Here is a 22,285-nt window from a genome sequence, read left to right on the forward strand (position 1 = left end):
ACCCTAGAAATAGGAGGCTCGAAAGAGCAAAAACCGTTATGCGTACAGGGTTGTTTAGTTAGATACAGTAATTGTCCTGTTAAAAGTGCAATACAAAGGCACCCTAATTAAACAACTCCAAGGCAGTAGCGAAACTAATATAAAGCCGTCCTATAAGGACGGGGTTTCCACCCAATTTTTCTGATGAGGGGGACAATAGGGTGGCAGATGAAGGCGACAAACCAGAAAAATTCATAACTCCCAAGGATAATCAGGATAATCCAGCCTTAAATGCCGAGAAAGGACAAACTTCTCCCACCCTTGAAAGCGATCGCGCCGGACAATTGCTCAAACAGGGAATTGCCGGACAACAAAGCGGCGATTTTCAGCAGGCGATCGCCGCACTTCAACAAGCGCGAGACTTTTATCAAAATCTTCAAGACAATCTTGCTGAAGCAACCTCTTTGTATTACTTGGGTTTGGCTCACTATGGGTTAGGAAATTATCAAGAAACGATTCAAACAGCAGGATTGAGTCTATCCTTGGCTCAATCATTATTAGAACAGCGTCTCACTGGCCAAGTATTTAGTTTATTAGGCAATGCCCATCGCCATCTCAACGATTACGATAAGGCGATCGCCTTTCAGAAGAAAAGTTTAAAGGTTTTTCTGGATCTCAAAGAGCGCACCGGAGCAATGGCCGCCCTCAATAATTTGGGTTTAGCTTATAAAGCGCAAGGTAAACACGAAGATGCCATTTCCTGCCAAAAACGCGCCCTCATGTTCGCACATTCCCTCGACGATCGCCAAACTGCCGGACAAATTCTCAAAAATTTGGGCAATACTTACTATGTCTTGGGCAATTACCGCGAGGCAATTAACTACTACGAACAACGCTTAGAACTGGCTCGAGAACTCGAGGAAGATCGTGTTGCCGTCCAAATTCTGCGTAATCTAGGTAATGCTTCTTATACATTAGGGGATTATCGTCAAGCTATCGCCTACAATCAAAAACGCCTCACTTTGGCCAGACAACTAACAGATCCCCGCTCTGAAGAACAGTCTTTAGGCAGTCTAGGGGTTGCTTACGATGCGATCGGGGACTACGAACAAGCGATTAAATATTACGAACAGCGTTTAAATGTCGCCCGAGAAATTGGCGATCGCCGGGTAGAACGGCAGGCGATCGGCAGTTTGCGAACGGCCTGTTATGCTCTAGGAGATTATGCCAAGATCGCACAATATCAATCAGAAGAATTATAAAATCAAGAGGAAGCATTCTGGCGATGTTTTTGGTTAATATGGGCAAGAATCAATTTTTTTGCCCTCCTTGGGTCGCGATCGCAACCTACAATTAAATTCCATCTTAAACTGCAGGAGAAAAAAGCAATGGATCCAAATATTCCCTCAGCAGAAGCTGAAGTTACTCAATCTCAAAGCCCATCGGGTTTTAAGACAGACCCTTCTGGGGCAATCTCACCCGCAAAACCACCAGCAACCGATCGCCCTTGGCAAGAATGGATCGAACCCGCTTCGGAGTTTTTGGGCAAATTACCAGATCTCGTGAAGAAGTTTTTCTCAGATTTTAAGGAGCCTTTAACCGTAGTGGCTCTGTTGTTGGGAGGACTGGTTACTGTATATCTAACCTTGGCGCTACTAGATGCAATTAACGATATTCCCTTACTCGCTCCCGTTTTTGAATTAGTGGGTATTGGGTTTGGTATTTGGTTTATTTGGCGCTATCTTTGGAGTTCTAAGGGTCGTCAAGAACTTTTCCAAGAATTCCAATCCTTAAAAGAGCAAGTTTTGGGTTCTGACGTTAAAGAATAAAAAATAATGAAGGATGAGGGATGAGGATTTACGCATTAGCAGGCAAGATGCCTGCACTACCATAACCAAAGAATGCGGTAGTGGGAGCGTCTCGCTCCCTAGCTGCGTAGGTCCTTCATAACCAGAGAATGCGGTAGTGGGAGCGTCTCGCTCCCTAGCTCCCTAGCTCCCTAGCTCCCTAGCTCCCTAGCTCCCTAGCTCCCTAGCTCCCTAGCTGCGTAGGTCCTCTTGTCCCTCTAATTCCGAAGAGACTGGGCGAGTTGGTAGCTTTTGCTCCACTCGGACATCACTTGGGATTTTTTCAGGTTTAATTTTTTGGCAATCTCTTCTAGGGTTTTGCCCTCTTTGAGGAGAGTGATAATTTGTTGTTGCAGAAGAGTAATATCTTGCCAGAATATCTGCCATTGTTTGGGTGTCAATCCCAGATTATGTTCTTCTAGGGAGATTTTTAACCAATTTTCCACTAATTCCGGACGGCTTTTGAGAGCGAAAATCTTAACCGCATGATAGTTGATTTTTTCTCGCAAGCGATAAATTTGTTTGATTGGTAAATCTAATATTTGCGCGATCGCCTCTTGGGAATGACCTTGGAGATACAAGCGCAGCCATTCTACCGCCAGAGGCTCGACTTTTTCTGCCAGGTAATGCTCAAATTCTTGTCGCACTTCCTCCCGCAAAATCCGTTGTTCTTCTTCATCGCGATCGCTTTGGTAGTGGGCGATCGCCTCCGAGTCCAGCAAACTAATGGGTGAATCCCCCGCATCCGGGGTCAGTTCCTCAGAAATCATCTTGATGCGTTCTTTTTGAGGAACTTGGGTCATTCCCCCTTTTTGGGAGCGTCGCAGATAATTGGTAAAACGATAAACCAGCAAAGGCTGATTGCGAATTGGTCGCAAGCAATATTCTTCAATACTGGCCAACAACAGCGCATTTCGCAAAGAAGGATTTTCGCTACAGCGAGAAATTCGAGCAATTGTGTTTCGGATGTAGCGATCGCTGTCGATCATTTCTTGAATGACCTCTTGCAAAACATCCGCCACCGCACGTTGGCGATCGCGACTTAAGGAGACCCAAGTGCGAATTTTATTCCGCAAGACCACAAGAGACCCCAAGCGAGAGATTAAATTGCGATAGGCTCGGGTCGGATTTACCCCCAAATAGCGCTGGTGAAGAATGCGATAGCGGTATTCGATCGCCTGTCGCGCGATCGCCTTTTGCCGATCGTCCAGATTGGCAAATCGCTCTCGATCCTCCCCCACCAACCACAAAGCAACACTCTGGCGCGTTTGGGAAGGGCGATCGGCACAATCTTCCTGCAAGCGCTTTTGCCAAAAGGTTTCTAACTCTCGGGCAAATTCAATAGTCACCTTGATATCCTCCAACCCCATGTTTCTCTAGTGTGCATCACAACTTCCCTTTCACCAAACTCTAGGGGTCTGTCTACACTTCTCAATTTGAGGTAAAACCCCGCGATCGCCACAGGTAGCTTTAACCGTATCTCAATCCATTTCAATGGATTTTTCGTATGAGGCAGGAGAAACCGAAAGTCCCCCTTTTTAAGGCAGGAGAAACCGAAAGTCCCCCTTTTTAAGGGGGATTTAGGGGGATCGATCGGTTCTCCCCAAAAAAATTAAATATGGCTCTCTCGCACCAAATCCCAGATTGCGTTATATAATCTGATAGAGCTTTATCAAAAAAAAATATGAAAAATTTTGATAAAGATCGACAACTCCATCATCAATTTGCTATAAGGGTAAATAAGAAAGCGCAACAACTCGAAACAGGCCGTTCCAGTTCATCGTTTTTTATCTAGTGTGAGGAAGTTATCAATGTCAGAAATTCTTAAGAAAACCTTATTAGCTGCTCCCGCCACCCTTGGCGCGCTGCTCTTTGTCTCTGGGGAAGCGATGGCTGAACCCGTTAGCGACCCTCTTTCCACCAGCGATATGCTGCAGCAAATTGAAAGCTACAGCACAGAAGGAAGCTCCCGCGCTCAGTTCACAGGAGCCTCGAAATTCAGCGATGTATCCCCTGGAGATTGGGCATTCCAAGCCTTAGATGACTTGGTACGACGCTACGACTGTCTCAAGGGCTATCCCAACGGTACTTATCGCGGCCATCGCGCTCTGACTCGCTACGAATTTGCAGCCGGTTTAAACGCCTGTTTGCAACAAATTGAGCGCTTGATTGCTGAAACCACTGCGGATTTTGTGACGCGGGACGAATTAGAAACCCTCCGTCGCTTGATGCAAGAGTTTGAAGCAGAACTCGCTGCCTTGGGAACGCGGGTAGACAACTTGGAAGGTCGAGTTGCTTTCTTGGAAGATAACCAATTCTCCACCACTACTAAATTAGTGGGAGAAGTTATCTTCAACTTGGATATTGCTACGGGCGATCGGGCCAAGATTTTTGGTCTTAATGGTGCTGAATACTTTGATTTGGGTCTATTAGATAATCTTAATGCTGCCGCAACCCCAGCATCTGTGGCTAACATCATCGACCAGAACCGGATGATCGGCTTGTTTGAATCGGGTGGAACCGTTGATTCAATCACCTTGGGACAATATCTCGTAGCTAATCCTGCGGTTAGTAACGCATTCATCAACGACTTGGATACCCTTCACGCAGCTGGTAATAATACGGCCACTAACTTCCGAACCGATCGCAATAACGCCTTAGCCTTTGGGTATCGGGCGCGGTTGAACTTCGATACCAGCTTCACCGGGCGCGATCGCCTTCGCACCCGCTTGCAAGCACGCAACCTGCAAAACATTTCTCAGCTTGGTACTGGAACACCTCAAGTCGATCCTAACTCCTACGGGTTCACAGCCCAAGATGATGTGCGCCTCGCCAAGTTATGGTATCGTTTCCCTGCAAGCGATAACGTAATGCTCCACGTTGCCGCACAAGGAATTAACATTGACGATATCCTTGATGCAGAAACGACAGGTGGTTATGCTTATGGCGGTCTTCCCCTAGGAACTGCTTACAACCAAATGTTTTACGATGGTGTTGGCGACGGCGGTGCAGCCGTTGGTGCAAACTTCTGGTTTAACGAAAAAATCGGCTTAGATATCGGCTATTTTGCTACTGATGCTAACGATGCTAACTTGGGGATTTTTGGTGGAGAATTCTACATCCCTCTGCAACTGAACTTCAATCTCAGCGAAAAATTCAAGTTTGCGCTGGGTTATGGATTCGGTTTTGCCCCTGGCGGAGCGGCAACAGCTGGTAATGTTAGCCTTGGAGAAACAACCAGTGTTTTAGGACGTTCTCCCTTCCTCTGGGTCAACAGCAGTGGAAATATCCAAGAATCTGCAACCTCTATCAGCAACTATCACTTCTCTGTATCTTGGGATCCTTCCGAAGCCTTTAACATTAGTGGTTTCTTAGGTTATAGTAGCGCAACGGGTGAATCAGGAATCCGCAAAGGGGATAGTGCCGATCTCTGGACTTGGGGTATTAACTTCGGTTTCCCCGATCTCTTTAAAGAGAATGATGTTATCGTTGCGAGTTTTGGTCAACTTCCTTACTTAGCCAGCGCTAACAATGGACCGAGTGATCGTTCTCCCTCCTACTTAGCCAGCTTAGAATATCGCTTCCCCATCACCGACAATATCGAAATGGCTCCTGGGGTTTATGCCGTCTTTAACCCCAATGGTAACTCCAACAATGACACCATCTTTGTTGGTATGCTGCGTACCACTTTCAATTTCTAGAAATAGTAAGTTTATTTGAGTAACTTGCTCATCTAACAAAAAAAGGGGTGCTTAAATACACTCCTTTTTTGTTATTTCACTTGTTTCACTTACAAAATCTTGAGAATACGATAAAAACCCAACAAACTTAAAATATTATATTGTAGACAATCGATGCGAATTTCAAAATCAGTTAAACTGTGATGAAAAGCCCCTAAAATTTTCTGAGGATCGGAGAAATAGAAGACAGATTCGGGACAGAATTGGGTTTGCAATTGAAAAGATATTCCGAGTTGTAAGATGGGTAAAAGTTGGTCAAGAGTGGCAGAATTCTGCCTGTAAATTGCCAGATCGCAAATCGAACATAATCCTGTCATCCGTCGTGCAGTTGCCAGCGATCGCGGTGGTTGATAAATGCCTCCTAACCAATCAATATAGGGAGTTTGTAGATTTTGTCCTCGGGCGATCGCCTCGGTTAAACTCATCATCAAATCGTAATATTCTTCCTTCTGGCGATCGCGAAAAAGTTGATTTAAACTCCGCAATAACCAAGGTTCTGCGGTAATAGGATGCTTGGATTTTAGCCGTTTTTCCATCAGATAACGAACACCATTTTCCGCAGATTCTAGCCAAGTTATATCTTCTGTTAAATGATAGATAGAAAGCAAAGCAAAAATTGCTTCCCCTGGGTAAATATCCGACACAAAATCTTTTATTTTGCCTTCAGGATAAGATTGTTTATGGGAGATAAATTCGCCGTTTTCTTGTTGAAGACTGCGAAGGCGTTTACCTAATTCTAGAATCAGGGGAATATAGGGTTTATCGTCGGTGAGTTCAGTATATTTGCTCAAGGCGATCGCCGCGAGGGCATTTCCTCCTAATTTGATCCATCCTTCTTCTACAATACAAGTTCCGATGCCTGGTTCGGGACAAGGTTGTACGAATTGTAATAAATACGAAATGGCGTTGAGTAGTGTTTCTAAAATCTTAGGGTCTTGGGTTTCTTGATAAAGTTCTAGGAGTGCATAAATTGTTCCTGCATGATGCAGAATATTATATTTTTCGCTGGTTTTGTTATTTTGGGGGTTATAACTGTAAAGGAAATTCCCTTCAATTTCTATAATTGTTTGCAGATAGTTTCCGGCGTTTTTGGTCGCATCGAGAAGTAAATCTGGGGTGATTTTTTGAGGATTCAAAACCCGATGTCCGCGATAAAGAGAAACTAATTTTTTCCCATCGCAAAAGAAACTGGTACTGTTGAAGCGATATAATGTTAATTGAGGAGATTCCAATAACTGCTGATAAGCATTAAGGCGATCGGGATAAGGTTCTAAATAAGCAATAATCTTTTTAGGCAATAAACGCTGTTCTTGATTAATTAAAGTTTGGGCAACTAATTCTTCAGGTAAAAAAGCGATTTGAGAGGCTGCATTGAAAGCCAAACCGTATAAGCTGCGATCGAGTTTGAGGGGATGGCGAGAGTTACGCCTTTGCACGGATAAGACTTCCTGCACGATATCGATTTTAAACCATTGCGGCGCATCCTTGGGAAAAAGCAATTGAACTTGGGCGATCGCATCACCGATCGCCTCTTCAAGTCCCCATCCTGTCCCCCACAACACTTTTGCTGCGGTTTGTGTATCGCTAATCGAGAAAAAAACAATACGCGGTTGGCGATCGCTTTGCAATGCTTGAGGAAGCGGAAGATTTTCCGCCGAGGAGTCTAAAATTGAGAGGATATATTGCGCGATCGCCGTTTGATCGGCAGAGGTTAAAGAAAGCGAGGTTTGCAGGCGATCGAACCAAATATTATTCATAAGTGCCACACTATAGCTTACCGAGATAGCCTCGGGGAGTAATCAGCCAATCTTGATGTTGGTAGGTGCTGCAATTCCCAATAATAACTGTGGTTAGCATATCAATGGGAAATTGTAACATTTGTTCGAGGGTGGTGATTTGAATTTCCTCATCGGGACGATAGGCAGATTTAACTAAAGCAACGGGTGTATTACCTTGGCGATGTTGCAGGAATATCTCTTGTGCTTGTACAATTTGTTCTTGACGCTGACGCGATCGCGGGTTATAGAGTGCTGTCACAAAATCCCCCAGCGCCGCAGCTTGCAAGCGTTTAAGAATAACATCCCAGGGCGTTAAAAGATCGCTTAAACTAATCGCACAAAAATCGTGCATTAAAGGCGAACCCACCCGAGAAGCGGCGGCTTGTAGGGCGGTAATCCCCGGAAATACCTGCACTTGAGGGGTTTTCCCATCCCAATCCTGTTGTTTAAGTTCTTCCATGACTAACCCTGCCATCCCATAAATGCCACAGTCCCCGGAAGAGACTACCGCTACCGTTAACCCCCATTCTGCCAGAGCGATCGCCCGTTGAGCGCGATCGCGTTCTCGAGTAATGGGAAAAGATTCTATAATTTGTCCAGGACGTTGCAAGGGGGCAATTAAATCGAGATACAGAGAATAGCCAATAATAACATCAGCCTCGGTTACAGCAGATCGGGCAGCATTGGTCATCTGGTCTAAGGCACCGGGTCCCGTCCCCACCAGAAAGAGTTTCCCCCCACGTCCTGTAAATTCTGTCTCTGCTAGGGAAACGGCGATCGTCACGGCACCTTTTACCCCCTCTTCCTTATAAACCTGTTTTTTCACCAATAAATGTGGGGGTTTGGAGACCAAACCCGTACCCTCCAAACCCGTACCCTCCAAACCCCCACAACCCAATAAACAAGCGGCTTCTGCGACACTAGGGGTACCAACTTCGCGATCGACCACTGGGGAAGGAGTTGGGACAGCGACGCTTTTTAATGCCTCGGCTGAAAAGGTGCGAAGGGGAAAATCTCGTTCCTTGCACAGTTGCAAAATTCCCACTTCATCCGCTTTAATATCGATAGTTGCAATACCCGCGATCGCCGCTTCTGCGAGATGGTTGCGTTGAAAAACTGCTTTAAGTCCGCGATCGATAAGGGATTTCGGCGTTCCTCGTTCGCATCCCAGTCCTACCCACAAGACGCGGGGATGCCATTGGACTTTGGGGATATCTGCGTTGGGGTTAAATGTGCGTTGAGTAAACCCGATCCAAACTCGTCCTTGGGGAGAGGTTTCTGTCTGAAACTGAAAGGGATGGTCGCGAGGAAGGGCATTTTGCCACAGAGTAGACCCAGCTTCCTGGATGACTTCTACGGGGTATTGTTTGGCGATCGCAGCACTTACTCCCGTCCAGTCTCCGCTTCCTTTCTTCCAGCCAAAGGGAAGGCCGAGAATATCAATTCCGGGTAAGTTTAAACTGTGAGAAGCCCCGGTAATAATAGGGGTTGCTTGAATTGTTTGGGCGACGAGTCGGGTTAAAGCATCCCCTCCCCCTTGATGTCCTCCGCACAAACTAATCACAAATTCTCCCGCTTCATCTACAACTAAAATCGCTGCATCTGTGCTTTTATCGCTTAATAAGGGGGCAATGAGGCGAGTGACGGCTCCTGTTGCCAAAACAAAAACAAAGGCTTTATAATCGTGCCAAATTGTTTCTAAATGCTCCTTGAGACTGCCTTGGTAGAACTGCACATTTTCTGGGGGTTTGGAGATTGGGGGTTTGGAGACCGGGGGTTTGGAGGGTTTGGAGGAGGGTTTGGAGGGTTTGGAGGGTTTGGAGACCAAACCCCTACCCTGGGGGATATATAAGACGGCATTGCTTGCTTGACAGAAGGGTTTTAGGGTCAGGATCGCCCTGGGAGTTGTCGCGATCGCCGCGATGGGTTGATAGGCTGCAAATAGCATTAACAATAAATGGTTCTAAATATAAACAAAAGGACTTCCAGAGTAACATCTTCAGACAACGATTTCCGATTGTCGATCGCCATCCGGGAACCGTAGGGGTTTGGTCTCCAAACCCTCTTCCTCTTCCCCTTCCCCTTCCCCAGTGACCAAAACCCTACCCGCTTCCCAACCGAGAATGAGGGCTTTACGATCGCAGCCCCAGCGATACCCACCCAATGCCCCAGATTCTCGCAAAACCCGGTGACAGGGGATTAAATAACTGATAGGATTGCTACCTACAGCATTCCCTACCGCCCTCGCCGCCCTGGGACGACCGATCGCTTGGGCGATGGTTTGATAGGAGGTAAGACCCCCAAAAGGAATGCGTAAAAGCGCCCGCCAGACTTGGATTTGAAAATTTGTTCCTTTTACCAATAAACTGAGGGGTCTGTCCTGATGAAAGCGATCGCGGTGGAAAATTTGCGCGATCGTTGCTTGAGTGGTGGCGCGATCGCAGTTTATCTCAGCATTCGGCCATTCTTCCCGCAAAAATTTCCCTGCTGCTTCTTCCCCGATAGACCCAAGCAAATAGAAATTACAAATTCCGCGAGGGGTTTGAGCCAGCAAAACCCGCCCCAAGGGGGTATCGTGGAGGCCGTAGCTAATCGTTAAGCCTCGACCCCTAGTCTTAAACTCCCCCGGTGACAAGGCTTCCAGCTTCACAAAAAGGTCGTGCAAACGTCCGGACCCCGACAAGCCAGAATTAAGCGCCAGATCGAGCAAATTTCTCGTTTCCACCATTTTTGTTTTGGCATATTCCACCGTCAGATATTGCCAAAAACGCTTGGGACTAATTCCCACCCATTGTACAAATATGCGTTGAAAATGATATTCGCTCAAATTGACCTGTTGGGCAACAGTGGCGAGATCGGGGGCATTCAAATAATTTTGCTGCATAAAGGCGATCGCCTGGGCAATGCGATCGTAATCTTCTGGGTTTGAGGAGTGGGTTGTCATCGTGGAAACCTAACATCAATCTGGGTTTAACTGTAGTTGTCCCCTTTCAATAAAACCACCCCTTTCTTGCTGCCATTCTTTAGTATCTGTTACCCACTTCGGGTAAACCCCGATCGCCAACTGCAAATTTCTGAGTCAATAAGAGATCGCATCATACTATCAGGGGATCGTTTACAATTTCAGATAACCTTATCTCTAAATAACGAGACTAATATAAAGCCGTCCTATAAGAACGGGGTTTCTACCCATTTTTCTGATGACAATTGAGCAAGTCAGAGAACGAGAAAAGAGACAAAATCCTAAATTAGAGTCTAACGCAATAGAAAGCCAAAGCGGGATAAAGCAATCTTGTCCCGATTGGCAAGGGAGTAATATTAACTATTTAATCCAAGCGATCGCCATCGTTCGCACTTTCCTCGATCGCCATATTGCCCGCGATCGGGGATCAGAAATTTCTTTTGCTGAGATTGACTCCCAGACATTAGACGCGATCGCCAGTACAATGTCTTCATCTCCAGCCCTCGAGCAAGTTTGTCGGATTTTTGAGCTTTCGTCCTTTGAACGCCAGATTTTGCTCTGTTGTGTGGGACAAGCGATCGATCCAGAGTTTCCCAATCTCTTTGCGATCGCCCACAACCAAGCAGAATTGAACTATCCTACTTTTCAACTGACCTATCAGTGTTTTCCCGATCCTCATTGGAATGCGTTAACGGAAAGTCGTCCTTTGCGTCAATGGCAACTCGTCCATTGTGCCACCAGTCCCGAACTTCCTCGCGCTTGTCTGCAAATTGATGAAGCCATTCTAAACTATCTCATGGGAGAACCCTATCGCGATCCCCTGCTGTCGTTCGCGATCGCGCATTATCCCAGTTCTCCCACTCCCCCTCCTTTACAACCCTCCTATGAGAAAATTGCCGCGCAAACCGTTGCCGTCTTGAGTTGTCCCCCATCGACCTTGCCGATCGTACAATTGTGCGGAACTCTAAGAGAATCCCAACGGGCGATCGCGGTCAAAGTGAGTGAGGATTTGCAACTTCCCCTCTATCGCCTTTCCAGCGATGCCATCCCCTCAAATCGCGACGAACTCCAGAATTTAGTCATGCGCTGGCAGCGATGGTGTACTCTCGATCCTGGCTTGTTGTTAGTAGAGGTGAATTCATCGTTTTCTGTGGGCGATCGCAGTTCTCGTCCTCTCCTGGACGCATTTTTACAGTTGCTTAATGTTCCGGTTTTGGTGGCGATCGAGCGAAGATTGAACCTTTCTCATCCCGCAGTTGTCACCTTTGAGGTTATGGGACTTGAGTACGAGGAACAACTCGAACTCTGGCAAGCTGCATGGCCAGATAGTGACGGCGATCTGGCCAGATTAGCGGCACAATTTCGGCTCTCAGCAACGATGATTGAAACAGCAAGTGCAACAGTGCGATCGGACTCCGCGATCGCCCCAGAAGAACGAGGAAATCGTCTCTGGAACTTCTGTCGCTTGCAAGCGAGGCCGCAATTGGAAGGGTTAGCCCAACGCATAGATATTCGCGCTACATGGGACGATTTGGTACTGCCGGAACGGGAAACAGGAATTTTACAGCAAATCCTCACTCATGTTCGCCAACAAGCCAGAGTTTATCAAAATTGGGGTTTTGCGGGCAAAAATCAGCGCGGTTTGGGCTTAAGCGTGCTGTTTGCTGGGGCAAGCGGAACCGGGAAAACCACAGCAGCCGAAGTTTTGGCTCACGAACTTCAGCTAGATTTGTATCGTATCGACCTCAGTGCGGTGATGAGTAAGTATATTGGCGAAACTGAGAAGAATTTGCGCCGGATTTTTGATGCAGCAGAAGTAGGAGGAGGAATCTTGCTTTTTGATGAAGCTGATGCACTCTTTGGCAAGCGCACACAAGTGAAAGACTCTCACGATCGCCATGCCAATATTGAGGTTAGCTATTTATTGCAGAGGATGGAGTCCTATCAAGGACTGGCCATTCTTACCACCAATTTAAAGGACGATTTAGATCGCGCCTTTTTGCGTCGCTTGCGTTTTGTGGTCAATTTTCCTTATCCCAAAGCCCCCCAGCGCAGTCAAATTTGGCAGCGTGCTTTCCCAGAGCAAACACCAACGGAGGGGCTAAATTTCCATCTGTTGGGTCAATTGGATATCACAGGGGGAAATATCAAATCTATTGTTCTTAATGCCGCTTTTTTGGCCGCAGATGCCGACGAACCGGTGATGATGAAACATATCCTCGCAGCCACCCAAACCGAATATTTGAAACTGGGGCGATCGCTGGTCAGTACAGAAACTCGAGGTTGGGATATTTAGGGGATAGTGGGAGGATATCTTATTGACATACTCTCACCGCTAAACGCTTGAGCGTTCTGCGGTCAGACCCCGCGTCGCCGAAGGGCGCAAGGGAATGCTGACCAAGAAGAGCGGGAGATTCTTGAACTCGCATTCAAGATTTCTTGCTTCACAGATTTTTGACTAGGCAAAGCCCCCGTCAGATCATCTCCACAAGCATTTTCTGAGACGCTATGCCCTAGCGCCTTTTTGATTCCTCTATCCCTGATAACTTCTGCTGCTGCTATATCCCGATGGGTTTTGTATCCACACTCTAAGCAATGATGTTCTCGTTCGGAAAGTAATTTTTTTCCGGTGTGAAAATCACATTTTGGGCAGATTTGCGAGGTGTAATTCTTATCAACTTCCGCGACAAAAACATCTCGTTTCCACGCTACCCATTTGAGAATGGTAATAAATTGACCAAACGCAGCATCTAGGCAATGTTTAGATAACATTCCTTTTGCCCATGACTTAAAGTTAATATCTTCAAAAAATATTGACTGTGCTTGGTCACAAAGGGAATGTGCCAGTTTAAATTGCCAATCTTTGCGAGTATCAGATATCTTTTGGTGCAGTCTCGCTATTTTCTGGTTTAATTTGTGTCGATTATTAGAGCCTCTCTTCTTATTCCTTAATCTACGTTGCAGCAATTTCAGCTTGCTATGTAGTTGGTTCAAAAAATGGGGTCTTTCGACCAGTTCTCCATCAGAAGTTGCCAGAAATTTGTCCAGTCCTAAATCTATCCCAATGGCATGACCGTGAAATGGGACATCTGGAATATTAACATCTAACTGCAAAGACAGTAGGATGAAATATCCTGATGCTTTCTTGATAATTCTCGCTTGTTTAATTGCAAAACCATTGGGAATATCTCTCGATTTCCTAAACTTAATCCATCCTAACTGAGGAAGTTTGATCTGGTTTTCTTGGAGACAATCTTTCAGCATTTGAGGATACACAAAAGAACGCATCCTATACTGATTCTTAAAACGAGGAAAACCGAGTTTTTTTGATTTCATATCTGTAAATGCTTTGTCTAATCTTTTGAGTATCTGTTGCAAGACTTGAGCATTCACAGATTTTAACCACGGGTTTGTTTTCTTGGCTTCTGTTAATTGTTTGGCTTGGATGTTGTAATTTGGAAAAGGTTTATCCGCCGGAATAATATATTCCTTATCTAGAGAACAAGTGTTAACGGGACACTTTCGAGAGTTAATCCAGTCTTTTCGCTCTCTGAGTGCGTAATTCCAGACAGCACGACACACTCTCAAGGTATTCTCAATTACCTCGATTTGCTTTTCGTTTGGGACTAGTTTATACTCGTAAGTTAGTGTTAACATTTTGACCTCCTGAATTAGATTTTAGCAATCTTTACAGAGAATGTCAATCTATGAGGGAACGCGCTCGTCATCTCACCGCTAACCCTTCGGGTCTAGCGGGAGTCCTCTTTTTGCATTTTGTAGATAGTAATCACTCATTAATTTAAACCGTCCACTATAAAAACGATCGCCCTATATTTTTTGAGGAATAGCAGAAAGAATAGCACGCAAAGCCTTATTTACAGCTTCAGAAGTTTTGAAAACTTTAGCTATGTCCGCATCTAGAGTAACTGTTATCTGGGTTTCGCTTTTTTGAGTGATAAAACGGTTAGGACTAGCTTTTTGATAATCAAAGTTGTATTCGGGAAGCAAGTCATCTTTTAGATTTTGATTAGGGTTGGCAGCCTCTGTATTCTTCATAATCTTTACGCTCTTTCTTGGTGACTAAACGGGCGCTAATAATACGAATCTTATTCGCTCTTTCAGTAAAACTGACTAACAAAAGATAGTTTTTGAGATTGTGTCCAATGATGATTTCTCGTTTTTCTCCCATAGAATGCCATTCATCGTCGAAAATATAGGCAAGAGGATCGACAAAAACTGCTTTTGCATCTTCAAAGTTGATACCATGTTTTTTTAGGTTGAGGTTAGCTTTTTGCTCGTCCCATTCAAATTGTAAATCCATCTCTTCGATATTCTCGCATATCTCTTGAAGTATATCGTTTGAAACTGGGGCGATCGCTGGTCAATACAAAAACTCGAGGTTGGGATATTTAGGGGATAGGCGATCGCCTTGCTATGCAAATGTCAACCATGCTAAAACTTGCGCTACCGTTAGCGATAATTCAATTTCTGGTAAAATTGGCACTGGTTCATTTTCTCGCAAGAGTTGTACCCGTTGTTCTAAATCCACAATCAAGATTGTTTCTTCTTCTGGATCGACAAGCCAACCCATTTCTGTACCGTATTGAGAGCAATGCAATAAATTTCCTAAAACTTTTGTTTGACTTTGACCCGGTGAGAGGATTTCAATTGCCCAATCGGGAGGAATCTCAAAACGGTTGGTAATTCGACCCGAAGCGGTAAAAGGAATCCGTTGCCAGCGAAACGTACTCACATCTGGAACGATCGCATTACCTCCAAAACTACAACGGAGTTCTGGAAAAGCACAAGCGATTTTTCTCGTTTCTGCAACTTGATTAATTGTCGAACAGAGTTTGTATTGCAATCGGCTATGTTCTCCTTGGGACATAGTTTTTTGACCGATTTTGCCGTTAATGAACTCAGACGCGGGTTTCGTTTCTGGAAGTTGCAAAAACTCTTCAAGGGTTATTTTGGCGATCGCACTTTGAATCATAATTCTGAATTCAATTGATGTCTTTTATTCTCGCATATCCCTAAAAATACCAACATAGCGATCGCAACGGTTCTTGGTTTTTTCTTCAGCTATGTCCGCATCTAGAGTAACTTTTATCTGGGTTTCGCTCTTTCGGATGGGAAATTGCCGAATTATCGGGAAACTTGCGATCGTCCCTTCGCAGTCGAAGTCACCAAATGTTGACCATCCCGGAGATACCAATCGAGCCAAATTTGTAAGATATTAAGTCCTTCTGGATCGGGAAGATCGGCAAGAGCTTGAATTGCTGCATCTCGGCGATCGAGGGCTAAATTCATGAGTCTAGTGCGAACGTCCATTTCATCTAATAAGTTACAAATCTTGATTCTGTTATATTCTTTTTGCTGAAACATCTCTGCCAAAATTTTTGCATTCGGATGTTCGAGAGTTAAACCCAAAAGAACAGGAAATGTTTTCTTTTCAACTTCTCGAATATTTTCAACGACTGGAAACCACAGTGATTCAATATCGTCTAAAATTTGCGTCATCCAGCCAAGATGAATACCACTCTTTGCAGATAAAGCGATCGCATTTTCATCGGCAGAAGCAACCCACGCACCAACAACTGTTGTAAATTGATAAGCGGGTATGGTCTTGAGTCTGACAAGTTCTTGATACTCTTGCAACGAGTTAACATTCTGTTTCATATCCCGATCTTGCCCTTCGCATACGCGCAGAAATGAAGAAAAATAACAATCGATGAGATCGCTGGAATTATAGTTCGCGATCGCGCAATTCAATAGTTCTCGTGTCGCAAGAGTATTGAGTGCTATTGCATAATTAATCGCCCGACCCATTCCAATAGATTGGTCAAGAGAATTGGGATTATCGCCATCGGCACAATCATCAATAATCCTGAGTGAGAGATCGAGAAGAACAACAAGGGCTGCAGTATGAATCAGTCGATCGCTTTTTCCTTGACACCCCTTTCCTGTGGCAATAGATAAGAGAAAAAAGGGATTAAGGGGAGCGGGGAGAATGCGATCGATTAAAGCGCCTAATTCTAACCACTCTTGTTTCACAATCGCGATCGCCAAGTTACGGATTTGGACAAGAGCATCGTCTAAATTAAGCGAAGGTTTGTTTATCATCGACCAAAGGATAAAAGGTTGTCTGACACAACTTTATTCTTAATTAGGCTCGTTCAATATTACTAGCAGGGATTTTTTTGTTCGTTCTGAATGCACTACTCGCCGACCCCAATTCTGGATCTAGAGTTACGGGATGACCGGCGGGAAGCGTAAATTTAAGCAGTGAATACGATCCTGTGCTAGGTTTGATCACATTTTTACCATAACCGTTGGCAGTCGAAGGTTCTACCGTAAAATAAACATGGCCCCGGCTATTCCATCCTGTAATGGTTTTCGGATCTCGCTTACCTCCCCAGTTTGGATCGAGTCCATTTACAAGGATACTCTTGGCGGCCTCATCTGATGTTGCTGTGTAGAAGTAATGAGTTGTATCAAGTATCTTGTAAACCTGCACGTGCTTAGTTACAGTTTCGATGGCATCCTTACCAAATACCGATGGGACAAAGTTTCTTGCTACTTCAACATTGATAATTTCGTCTTCTTCGACCAGTCCGTCTATCACTAACTGATCCCTTGCTACAAGTCCGTCGTATTCATCTATATTTTTTTCTACTGTCCCGCCGTTACCAAATTGTCTGACGGGAGTTCCTGTAGTACGCTGCAATGTTTGTGTCCGTCGTCCGAGTAACTGACTACTCTGTTCAGCTTGGGACTTTGAAGGTAATCGAGAGACAATATCTCCAATATTATCGGCTTTCGCTCCCATTACGTTTGCTTCTCTCTCAAGCGAGAAATCAACATTTGCCTTAATACCTTTGAGTTGAAGTGAAGGTTGAACCCTTCCTTGTTTTTGCTGAACAACGTGCCATGCCTCGTGTGGAAGATGTTTTTCTTGTCCCGATGCGACATGAATATCTGTGCCTTCTGTGTAAGCGTATGCTTGTAGTTGGGTAGGTTTGCTGGAATTATAGTGAACTTTAACATCGTCCATCGCGATGCCAGACAGATTTTCTACGCCAGCTTTTAGGCGATCGGGGAGTCCCGTCTTGTTGGGGCGATCGCCTTCGGGTTTGATAGTTTCTGAAGCTCTTTGAATTCCTGTTCCTCCTTGCTGAACCACATGGGTCAACTCATGGGCAATTAACTCTTGTCCACCTCGACTGCTAGGCTGATATGTCCCCTGCCGAAAAAATACATCTTTTCCTGTTGTAAATGCCTTCGCTTGAATGGATTGATTCAACTGGTCGGCGCGATCGTCAGTATGCACCTTTACGCCGCTAAAATCTGCCCCCATTGCCTGCCCCATTGACTGTTGCAAACCCGAATCTAAGGATTGTCCGCCACTTTTAGCGCGATTAATGGAAGATTCTAGTTCTGAGGATGCCTCACCCCCAGCTACAGTTTTTTGTTGTTGCAGCATGGGTTTCATCTGCAATTGATTAATCTCACTTTCCCGTTGTACCGTATCAGAAACAGGAGCATTAATCTGAAGAGTAACATTATGGGCAACGCGATCGGCTTCTTGTTCGTAGCGATCGCCTGGCTGTCCGATCGCCAATTTTGCCTGTATGGTTTGTTGGAGTCCCGCCAAGGGATTCGCCCCACTTCCTCCCGGTTTCCATTCCGGCAATTCTGCTTTGGCTTTCTTGTCCGCTTTCGGTTGAATAACGGGGGGTGCAGTAAATTGAGGCTGTTTTTTCCCAGAGGAGGATTTCTGAGAAGAAGTCCGAGTTTGGTATTGGCGGCTCACGATCGATTATTCAGGTTAAGGGTAATTGCATGGGCTTATTCTTTACTATAGAAGCAAATTCAGAAATATTATCTAGACCAAAGTATAAGAATTGCTGCGATCGCACTCCCTCAATCCCACCTCTACATCGTCACCAAAATTCACATCAATCAGTGGATTCGATCGCAATTTAGCGATCGCAGCAAAATTTCCTGAAACAAATATCTTGACAAAAAACAAAAAATGTGTGTTAGTTAAGTCGATGGGATACCTAACTCATGTCAACAAACGATCGCATTTGGGAGATGCGTCGAAATAATAAGGATAATAGAGACTAGAGTTAGATCGGTTTACGCCTTTAACCCTATTAAGATACAATCTTAAGAAAACGTTAAAAAAGGCGTACAATACAATGTACGTGGTGTTTGGAGGGAAAGACATTGTTTTTACGATTAGCACAGCAACACCGTCAATTTGTTCGCGATCTCGTCATGAATCTGCAAGCATTGGCAACTGTTTTGGAAAATCGGGGCTATTTGGCTTCTTGTTATACCTGTGGCGGCGAAATGAATAGCGCTTCCTTTATGGTGAGTTTGGGAGATAATCACCTGATTCGCTTTCTCGTTTCTGACTATGGCATTACTTGGACGGAAATGCGGGACGATCGCGAGTTAATGAAGTTGGAGGGGGCTGAAGCAATTAGCCAATTGGAAGAACTGGAGAATCTGGTCAAATATGATTTTGCTGCATCGGAGGCGATCGCTACCGAGAGATTACGCAATCCGCGTCCCATATCATTAACAAGCAGTTGATGACAATTTGAGGAGATAGTGAATTTTATGAGGAATCCCTGACTTTTTCTGCCCTTGGTTGTGGCAAAACCCTTGAAAAAAGGCAGAAAATCCAAAAATATAAAGAAAATATTACAAATTCTTGGGAAATGAGCGATCCCTGACATGATTAAAGAAGTTTAAATAGGGTTAGCTTTAATAAAGACCCTAAATTTTAAATGGGGTCAAATCCATAAAAGACCCTGAATATAAAAAAAATAAGATCGCCTGAAAAGAGCCAGCTTTCTTTAAGAACTGGCTCTTTCTACTTTCAATCGGCAGTCAGTGCAATAACATAAAATGCAAAAAATGCAAAAATGTTATTTATGTTTCTGCAAAAATGTAACGATATAACTCACTGGGATCGGGTTCGGCACTCTCCTCGGCAAATTTCACCGCATCTGCAATAACTCCCTGAATTTTCTCGTCGATCGCCTCTAACTCCGTTTGAGTAAGTAAATTTCGCTTCAATACATCAGCACTAAAGCGTTTAATGGGATCGCGGGCATTCCAATACTCCTTCTCTTGGGGGCTGCGAAGTTCGTCAGGATCAGCGAGGGAGTGACCTCGGAAACGATAGGTCAAGGCTTCGATCAGGGTAGGACCTTCTCCAGCCCTGGCGCGGGCGATCGCCTCTTGTGCGACCTTGCGGACAGCCAGTACATCCATCCCATCCACTTCGACACCGTGCATACCAAAAACGCTGGCTTTTTTGTAAATTTCCGGTTGGGAAGTGGCGCGATCGTGCGCCATGCCGATCGCCCATTTATTATTTTCCACCACATAGAGAATCGGCAATTTCCACAGTGCTGCCATATTTAAGCACTCAAAGAACTGCCCGTTATTACTCGCACCATCCCCAAAGAAACAAGCCGTCACTTGGTCAGCAGTTTCATCTCCCAGGGCTTCTCGACGATATTTACTTTGAAATGCCGCCCCCGTAGCCACAGGAATTCCTTCTGCCACAAAAGCATAGCCCCCCAATAAGCGATGCGGTTCTGAGAACATGTGCATCGATCCGCCTCGTCCTCGACTGCATCCCGTTTCCTTACCGAACAATTCTGCCATCACCTCTCGGGCAGGTACGCTTGCACTTAGGGCATGAACGTGATCGCGGTAGGTGCTGGAAACATAGTCTTCATCGGGACGCATGGCCTTAATGACCCCAGTGGAAACCGCTTCTTGACCATTATATAAATGGACAAACCCGAACATTTTGCCCCGATAGTACATTTCAGCGCATTTATCCTCAAACTGTCGCCCCAGTACCATATCTTCGTAAATCATCAATGCCTCTTCTTTGGTGAGTTGCACCGTAGAGGTATCAATTTGGGGGACGGGACGTTCTGCAATTTCAGCCATAAAATTTTCTCGATCGGTGCGACTATAATAGTTGTCTTGCAGTAATGCTAGAGCAATGGGCAATTATAACATTGCGGCGCGATCGCCCTCTGTTAGTATGATACTTTGATACTTCTAGGAAAGCGCGATCGCCTTGCCTAGATAATTGCCAGAAGCGTTAATTAATATAAATCATCAATAATATTGAAATAATGACACAATATCCCGTGCGCGTAATTGGAGGCGGACTCGCCGGCACCGAAGCGGCGTGGCAAATTGCCCGCGCTGGAGTCCCCGTGATTTTGTCGGAAATGCGACCTGTACAAATGACCCCCGCCCACCATAGCCAAGAACTGGCCGAATTAGTTTGTAGTAACTCCTTTGGAGCCAAACAAAGCGATCGCGCCGCCGGGCTTCTCCACGAAGAATTGCGCCGTTTAGGGTCTATTATTATTGGCAAAGCCGACGAACATCAAGTCCCCGCCGGAGGAGCCTTAGCCGTCGATCGCGGCCTCTTCAGCCACCAATTAACCGAAACTCTTTCCCAACATACCCTGATCGAATTGCGCCGGGAAGAAATCCCCCAAATTCCCCCCAATGGAGTCGCCGTTCTCACCACGGGTCCCCTCACTAGCGAAGCCCTTACCCAAGACCTGCAAGGCTTTACGGGCATGGAATATATGAGTTTTTTTGATGCCGCCAGCCCCATTGTTGTCGGGGACTCCATCAATAAAGAGATTGCCTTCCTTGCCTCTCGCTACGATAAAGGAGAAGCGGCTTATCTGAACTGTCCCATGAACAAAGAAGAGTACCTGCATTTTTTGCAAGAACTCTGCCAAGCCGAACAAGCCCCCGTCAAAGACTTTGAACGAGAAACTGCCAAATTTTTTGAAGGCTGTCTCCCCATAGAAGAAATGGCACAACGGGGAGAAGATACCATGCGTTACGGTCCCCTCAAACCCGTGGGCTTGTTTGATTCTCGCTATGGTGACTTTAAAGCACCGGAAAATCAAAGCAAGCGCCCCTATGCTGTCGTTCAATTGCGCCAAGAAGACAAAGAAGGACAACTTTGGAACATGGTTGGCTTCCAAACCAATTTGCGTTGGGGCGAACAAAAGCGAATTTTTCGGCTCATTCCCGGTTTAGAAAAAGCCGAATTTGTCCGCATGGGAGTCATGCACCGCAATACTTTTATTAATTCCCCTCAACTCCTCAAACCCACCTTACAATTCAAAGAACGATCTTCACTTCTTGCGGCGGGTCAATTGGTAGGAACTGAAGGCTATACGGCGGCGGCGGCGGGAGGTTGGTTGGCAGGGACGAATGCAGCGCGATTAATCTTGGGTTTAGACCCCGTTACCCTGCCAAAAACAATGATGATGGGGGCATTGTTTGAGTTTATTACTTCCGCTTCTGCCAAGCATTTTCAACCCATGCCCCCAAATTTTGGCATTATCCCCCCTCTACAAGAGCGCATCCGCAATAAACGAGAACGATATGGGGTTTACCGCGATCGCGCCTTGGCCGACTTAGAAGAATTTCAGGCAAAACTCTCGGCCTCTCACTCGCAATTACAGCTAATCTAATTGCGTGAATTTTGCCTTAAGTGTATATTCTTAGTGAAGTTCAGCCGGTTCGGGAAGTAGTTCGGGAAGTAACGGCGATGATAGGGATTTAACTTTGTGTCGTGCTTGGTTAGCAGTCATCATTACACTTAATAGATCGGGCATCTCTTGACGACAATCTGGACAAAACCAGTAAGCGCGACCTTTTTGGGCATACATCAGCATACCTCGAGCGCAGCAAGGACAAGTAATCATGAATATCCGCTTGTTAAAGATTGATGAATTTTATAGGGAACACTCCTCCCTTCCAGTGTAGTCAAGGAATCTGAGAATGAATGTAACAAATATTTCATAATTTGACATCTCCCCGCTTTAAAAAGACGGGGATTCTGTGGTTAATCCACCGAAAGCGGGTTAAAACCGCGCTTGCTCCAAGCCTGTCAACAGACTC

General features: G+C 45.3%; 19 protein-coding genes. 6 read left to right on the plus strand and 13 right to left on the minus strand.

Going from position 1 to position 22,285, the window contains the following annotated elements; all coding sequences use genetic code 11:
• Positions 1 to 200: 200 nt before the first annotated feature.
• Together JUI58_RS05375 and JUI58_RS05380 are read left to right on the plus strand one after the other, a co-directional pair.
• Positions 201 to 1,241, plus strand: a complete 1,041-nt coding sequence (locus tag JUI58_RS05375; protein ID WP_204102724.1) for a tetratricopeptide repeat protein — start codon at positions 201 to 203, stop codon at positions 1,239 to 1,241.
• Positions 1,242 to 1,367: 126 nt separating this feature from the next.
• Positions 1,368 to 1,808, plus strand: coding sequence for a CAAD domain-containing protein (locus JUI58_RS05380; protein WP_204102725.1), 441 nt, complete (start codon positions 1,368 to 1,370; stop codon positions 1,806 to 1,808).
• A gap of 236 nt (positions 1,809 to 2,044) precedes the next feature.
• Here the strand turns inward: JUI58_RS05380 and JUI58_RS05385 are convergent, their stop codons facing one another.
• Positions 2,045 to 3,196, minus strand: a complete 1,152-nt coding sequence (locus tag JUI58_RS05385; protein WP_204102726.1) for a HetZ-related protein 2 — start codon at positions 3,194 to 3,196, stop codon at positions 2,045 to 2,047.
• Between the two features lie 441 nt (positions 3,197 to 3,637).
• Between JUI58_RS05385 and JUI58_RS05390 the strand changes: the two genes are divergently transcribed.
• Positions 3,638 to 5,527 (plus strand): iron uptake porin, encoded by a 1,890-nt coding sequence (locus JUI58_RS05390; RefSeq protein ID WP_204102727.1) that lies wholly within the window; start codon positions 3,638 to 3,640, stop codon positions 5,525 to 5,527.
• Positions 5,528 to 5,616: 89 nt separating this feature from the next.
• On the opposite strand, the gene JUI58_RS05395 is transcribed toward JUI58_RS05390, so the two are convergent.
• Genes JUI58_RS05395 through JUI58_RS05405 form a run of 3 tightly spaced genes read right to left on the minus strand, consistent with a single transcriptional unit; the run spans position 5,617 to position 10,288 of the window.
• Positions 5,617 to 7,323: a hypothetical protein gene (locus tag JUI58_RS05395; protein ID WP_204102728.1), complete on the minus strand. Its 1,707-nt coding sequence runs from the start codon at positions 7,321 to 7,323 to the stop codon at positions 5,617 to 5,619.
• A 10-nt stretch (positions 7,324 to 7,333) separates the two neighbouring features.
• The gene (gene cobJ / locus JUI58_RS05400) at positions 7,334 to 9,292 is read right to left on the minus strand and encodes a precorrin-3B C(17)-methyltransferase (RefSeq protein WP_204102729.1); all 1,959 of its coding nucleotides are present in this window, start codon (positions 9,290 to 9,292) and stop codon (positions 7,334 to 7,336) included.
• Positions 9,293 to 9,343: 51 nt separating this feature from the next.
• Positions 9,344 to 10,288: a methylated-DNA--[protein]-cysteine S-methyltransferase gene (locus JUI58_RS05405; RefSeq protein WP_204102730.1), complete on the minus strand. Its 945-nt coding sequence runs from the start codon at positions 10,286 to 10,288 to the stop codon at positions 9,344 to 9,346.
• A gap of 256 nt (positions 10,289 to 10,544) precedes the next feature.
• Between JUI58_RS05405 and JUI58_RS05410 the strand changes: the two genes are divergently transcribed.
• Complete coding sequence (locus JUI58_RS05410) at positions 10,545 to 12,602, plus strand: AAA family ATPase (protein WP_204102731.1); 2,058 nt, start codon at positions 10,545 to 10,547, stop codon at positions 12,600 to 12,602.
• Positions 12,603 to 12,664: 62 nt separating this feature from the next.
• Here JUI58_RS05410 and JUI58_RS05415 read toward each other — a convergent pair whose 3' ends face one another.
• The 7 genes from JUI58_RS05415 to JUI58_RS05445 form a co-directional block, all read right to left on the minus strand.
• Entirely contained in the window at positions 12,665 to 13,963 is a 1,299-nt protein-coding gene (locus JUI58_RS05415; RefSeq protein ID WP_204102732.1) for an RNA-guided endonuclease TnpB family protein, read from the minus strand.
• Between the two features lie 171 nt (positions 13,964 to 14,134).
• A complete protein-coding gene (locus JUI58_RS05420) occupies positions 14,135 to 14,362 on the minus strand; it encodes a hypothetical protein (protein ID WP_204102733.1) in 228 nt (75 codons plus the stop codon).
• Positions 14,334 to 14,627: a BrnT family toxin gene (locus JUI58_RS05425; RefSeq protein ID WP_204102734.1), complete on the minus strand. Its 294-nt coding sequence runs from the start codon at positions 14,625 to 14,627 to the stop codon at positions 14,334 to 14,336. Before JUI58_RS05425 ends, JUI58_RS05420 begins: the two co-directional genes overlap by 29 nt.
• 111 nt (positions 14,628 to 14,738) lie before the next feature.
• Positions 14,739 to 15,299: a Uma2 family endonuclease gene (locus JUI58_RS05430; RefSeq protein ID WP_204102735.1), complete on the minus strand. Its 561-nt coding sequence runs from the start codon at positions 15,297 to 15,299 to the stop codon at positions 14,739 to 14,741.
• Between the two features lie 152 nt (positions 15,300 to 15,451).
• Positions 15,452 to 16,429, minus strand: a complete 978-nt coding sequence (locus tag JUI58_RS05435) for a polyprenyl synthetase family protein (RefSeq protein ID WP_204102736.1) — start codon at positions 16,427 to 16,429, stop codon at positions 15,452 to 15,454.
• Positions 16,430 to 16,472: 43 nt separating this feature from the next.
• Complete coding sequence (locus JUI58_RS05440; RefSeq protein ID WP_204102737.1) at positions 16,473 to 18,119, minus strand: DUF4157 domain-containing protein; 1,647 nt, start codon at positions 18,117 to 18,119, stop codon at positions 16,473 to 16,475.
• A 72-nt stretch (positions 18,120 to 18,191) separates the two neighbouring features.
• Positions 18,192 to 18,338, minus strand: coding sequence for a hypothetical protein (locus JUI58_RS05445; protein WP_204102738.1), 147 nt, complete (start codon positions 18,336 to 18,338; stop codon positions 18,192 to 18,194).
• Between the two features lie 200 nt (positions 18,339 to 18,538).
• Between JUI58_RS05445 and JUI58_RS05450 the strand changes: the two genes are divergently transcribed.
• Positions 18,539 to 18,910 carry a DUF1815 family protein gene (locus JUI58_RS05450; protein ID WP_239121289.1) on the plus strand — a complete coding sequence of 124 codons (372 nt, stop codon included), beginning with the start codon at positions 18,539 to 18,541 and terminating at the stop codon, positions 18,908 to 18,910.
• Between the two features lie 342 nt (positions 18,911 to 19,252).
• On the opposite strand, the gene pdhA is transcribed toward JUI58_RS05450, so the two are convergent.
• Positions 19,253 to 20,290, minus strand: coding sequence for a pyruvate dehydrogenase (acetyl-transferring) E1 component subunit alpha (gene pdhA, locus JUI58_RS05455; protein ID WP_204102741.1), 1,038 nt, complete (start codon positions 20,288 to 20,290; stop codon positions 19,253 to 19,255).
• Positions 20,291 to 20,481: 191 nt separating this feature from the next.
• Here pdhA and trmFO point away from each other — a divergent pair, with 191 nt between their 5' ends.
• Complete coding sequence (gene trmFO / locus JUI58_RS05460) at positions 20,482 to 21,855, plus strand: FADH(2)-oxidizing methylenetetrahydrofolate--tRNA-(uracil(54)-C(5))-methyltransferase TrmFO (protein WP_204102739.1); 1,374 nt, start codon at positions 20,482 to 20,484, stop codon at positions 21,853 to 21,855.
• Between the two features lie 30 nt (positions 21,856 to 21,885).
• Here the strand turns inward: trmFO and JUI58_RS05465 are convergent, their stop codons facing one another.
• Positions 21,886 to 22,053 (minus strand): hypothetical protein, encoded by a 168-nt coding sequence (locus tag JUI58_RS05465; protein ID WP_204102740.1) that lies wholly within the window; start codon positions 22,051 to 22,053, stop codon positions 21,886 to 21,888.
• Positions 22,054 to 22,285: the final 232 nt, after the last annotated feature.

This window comes from Spirulina sp. CCY15215, assembly GCF_016888125.1.
In the GTDB taxonomy this organism is placed as follows: domain Bacteria; phylum Cyanobacteriota; class Cyanobacteriia; order Cyanobacteriales; family Spirulinaceae; genus CCY15215.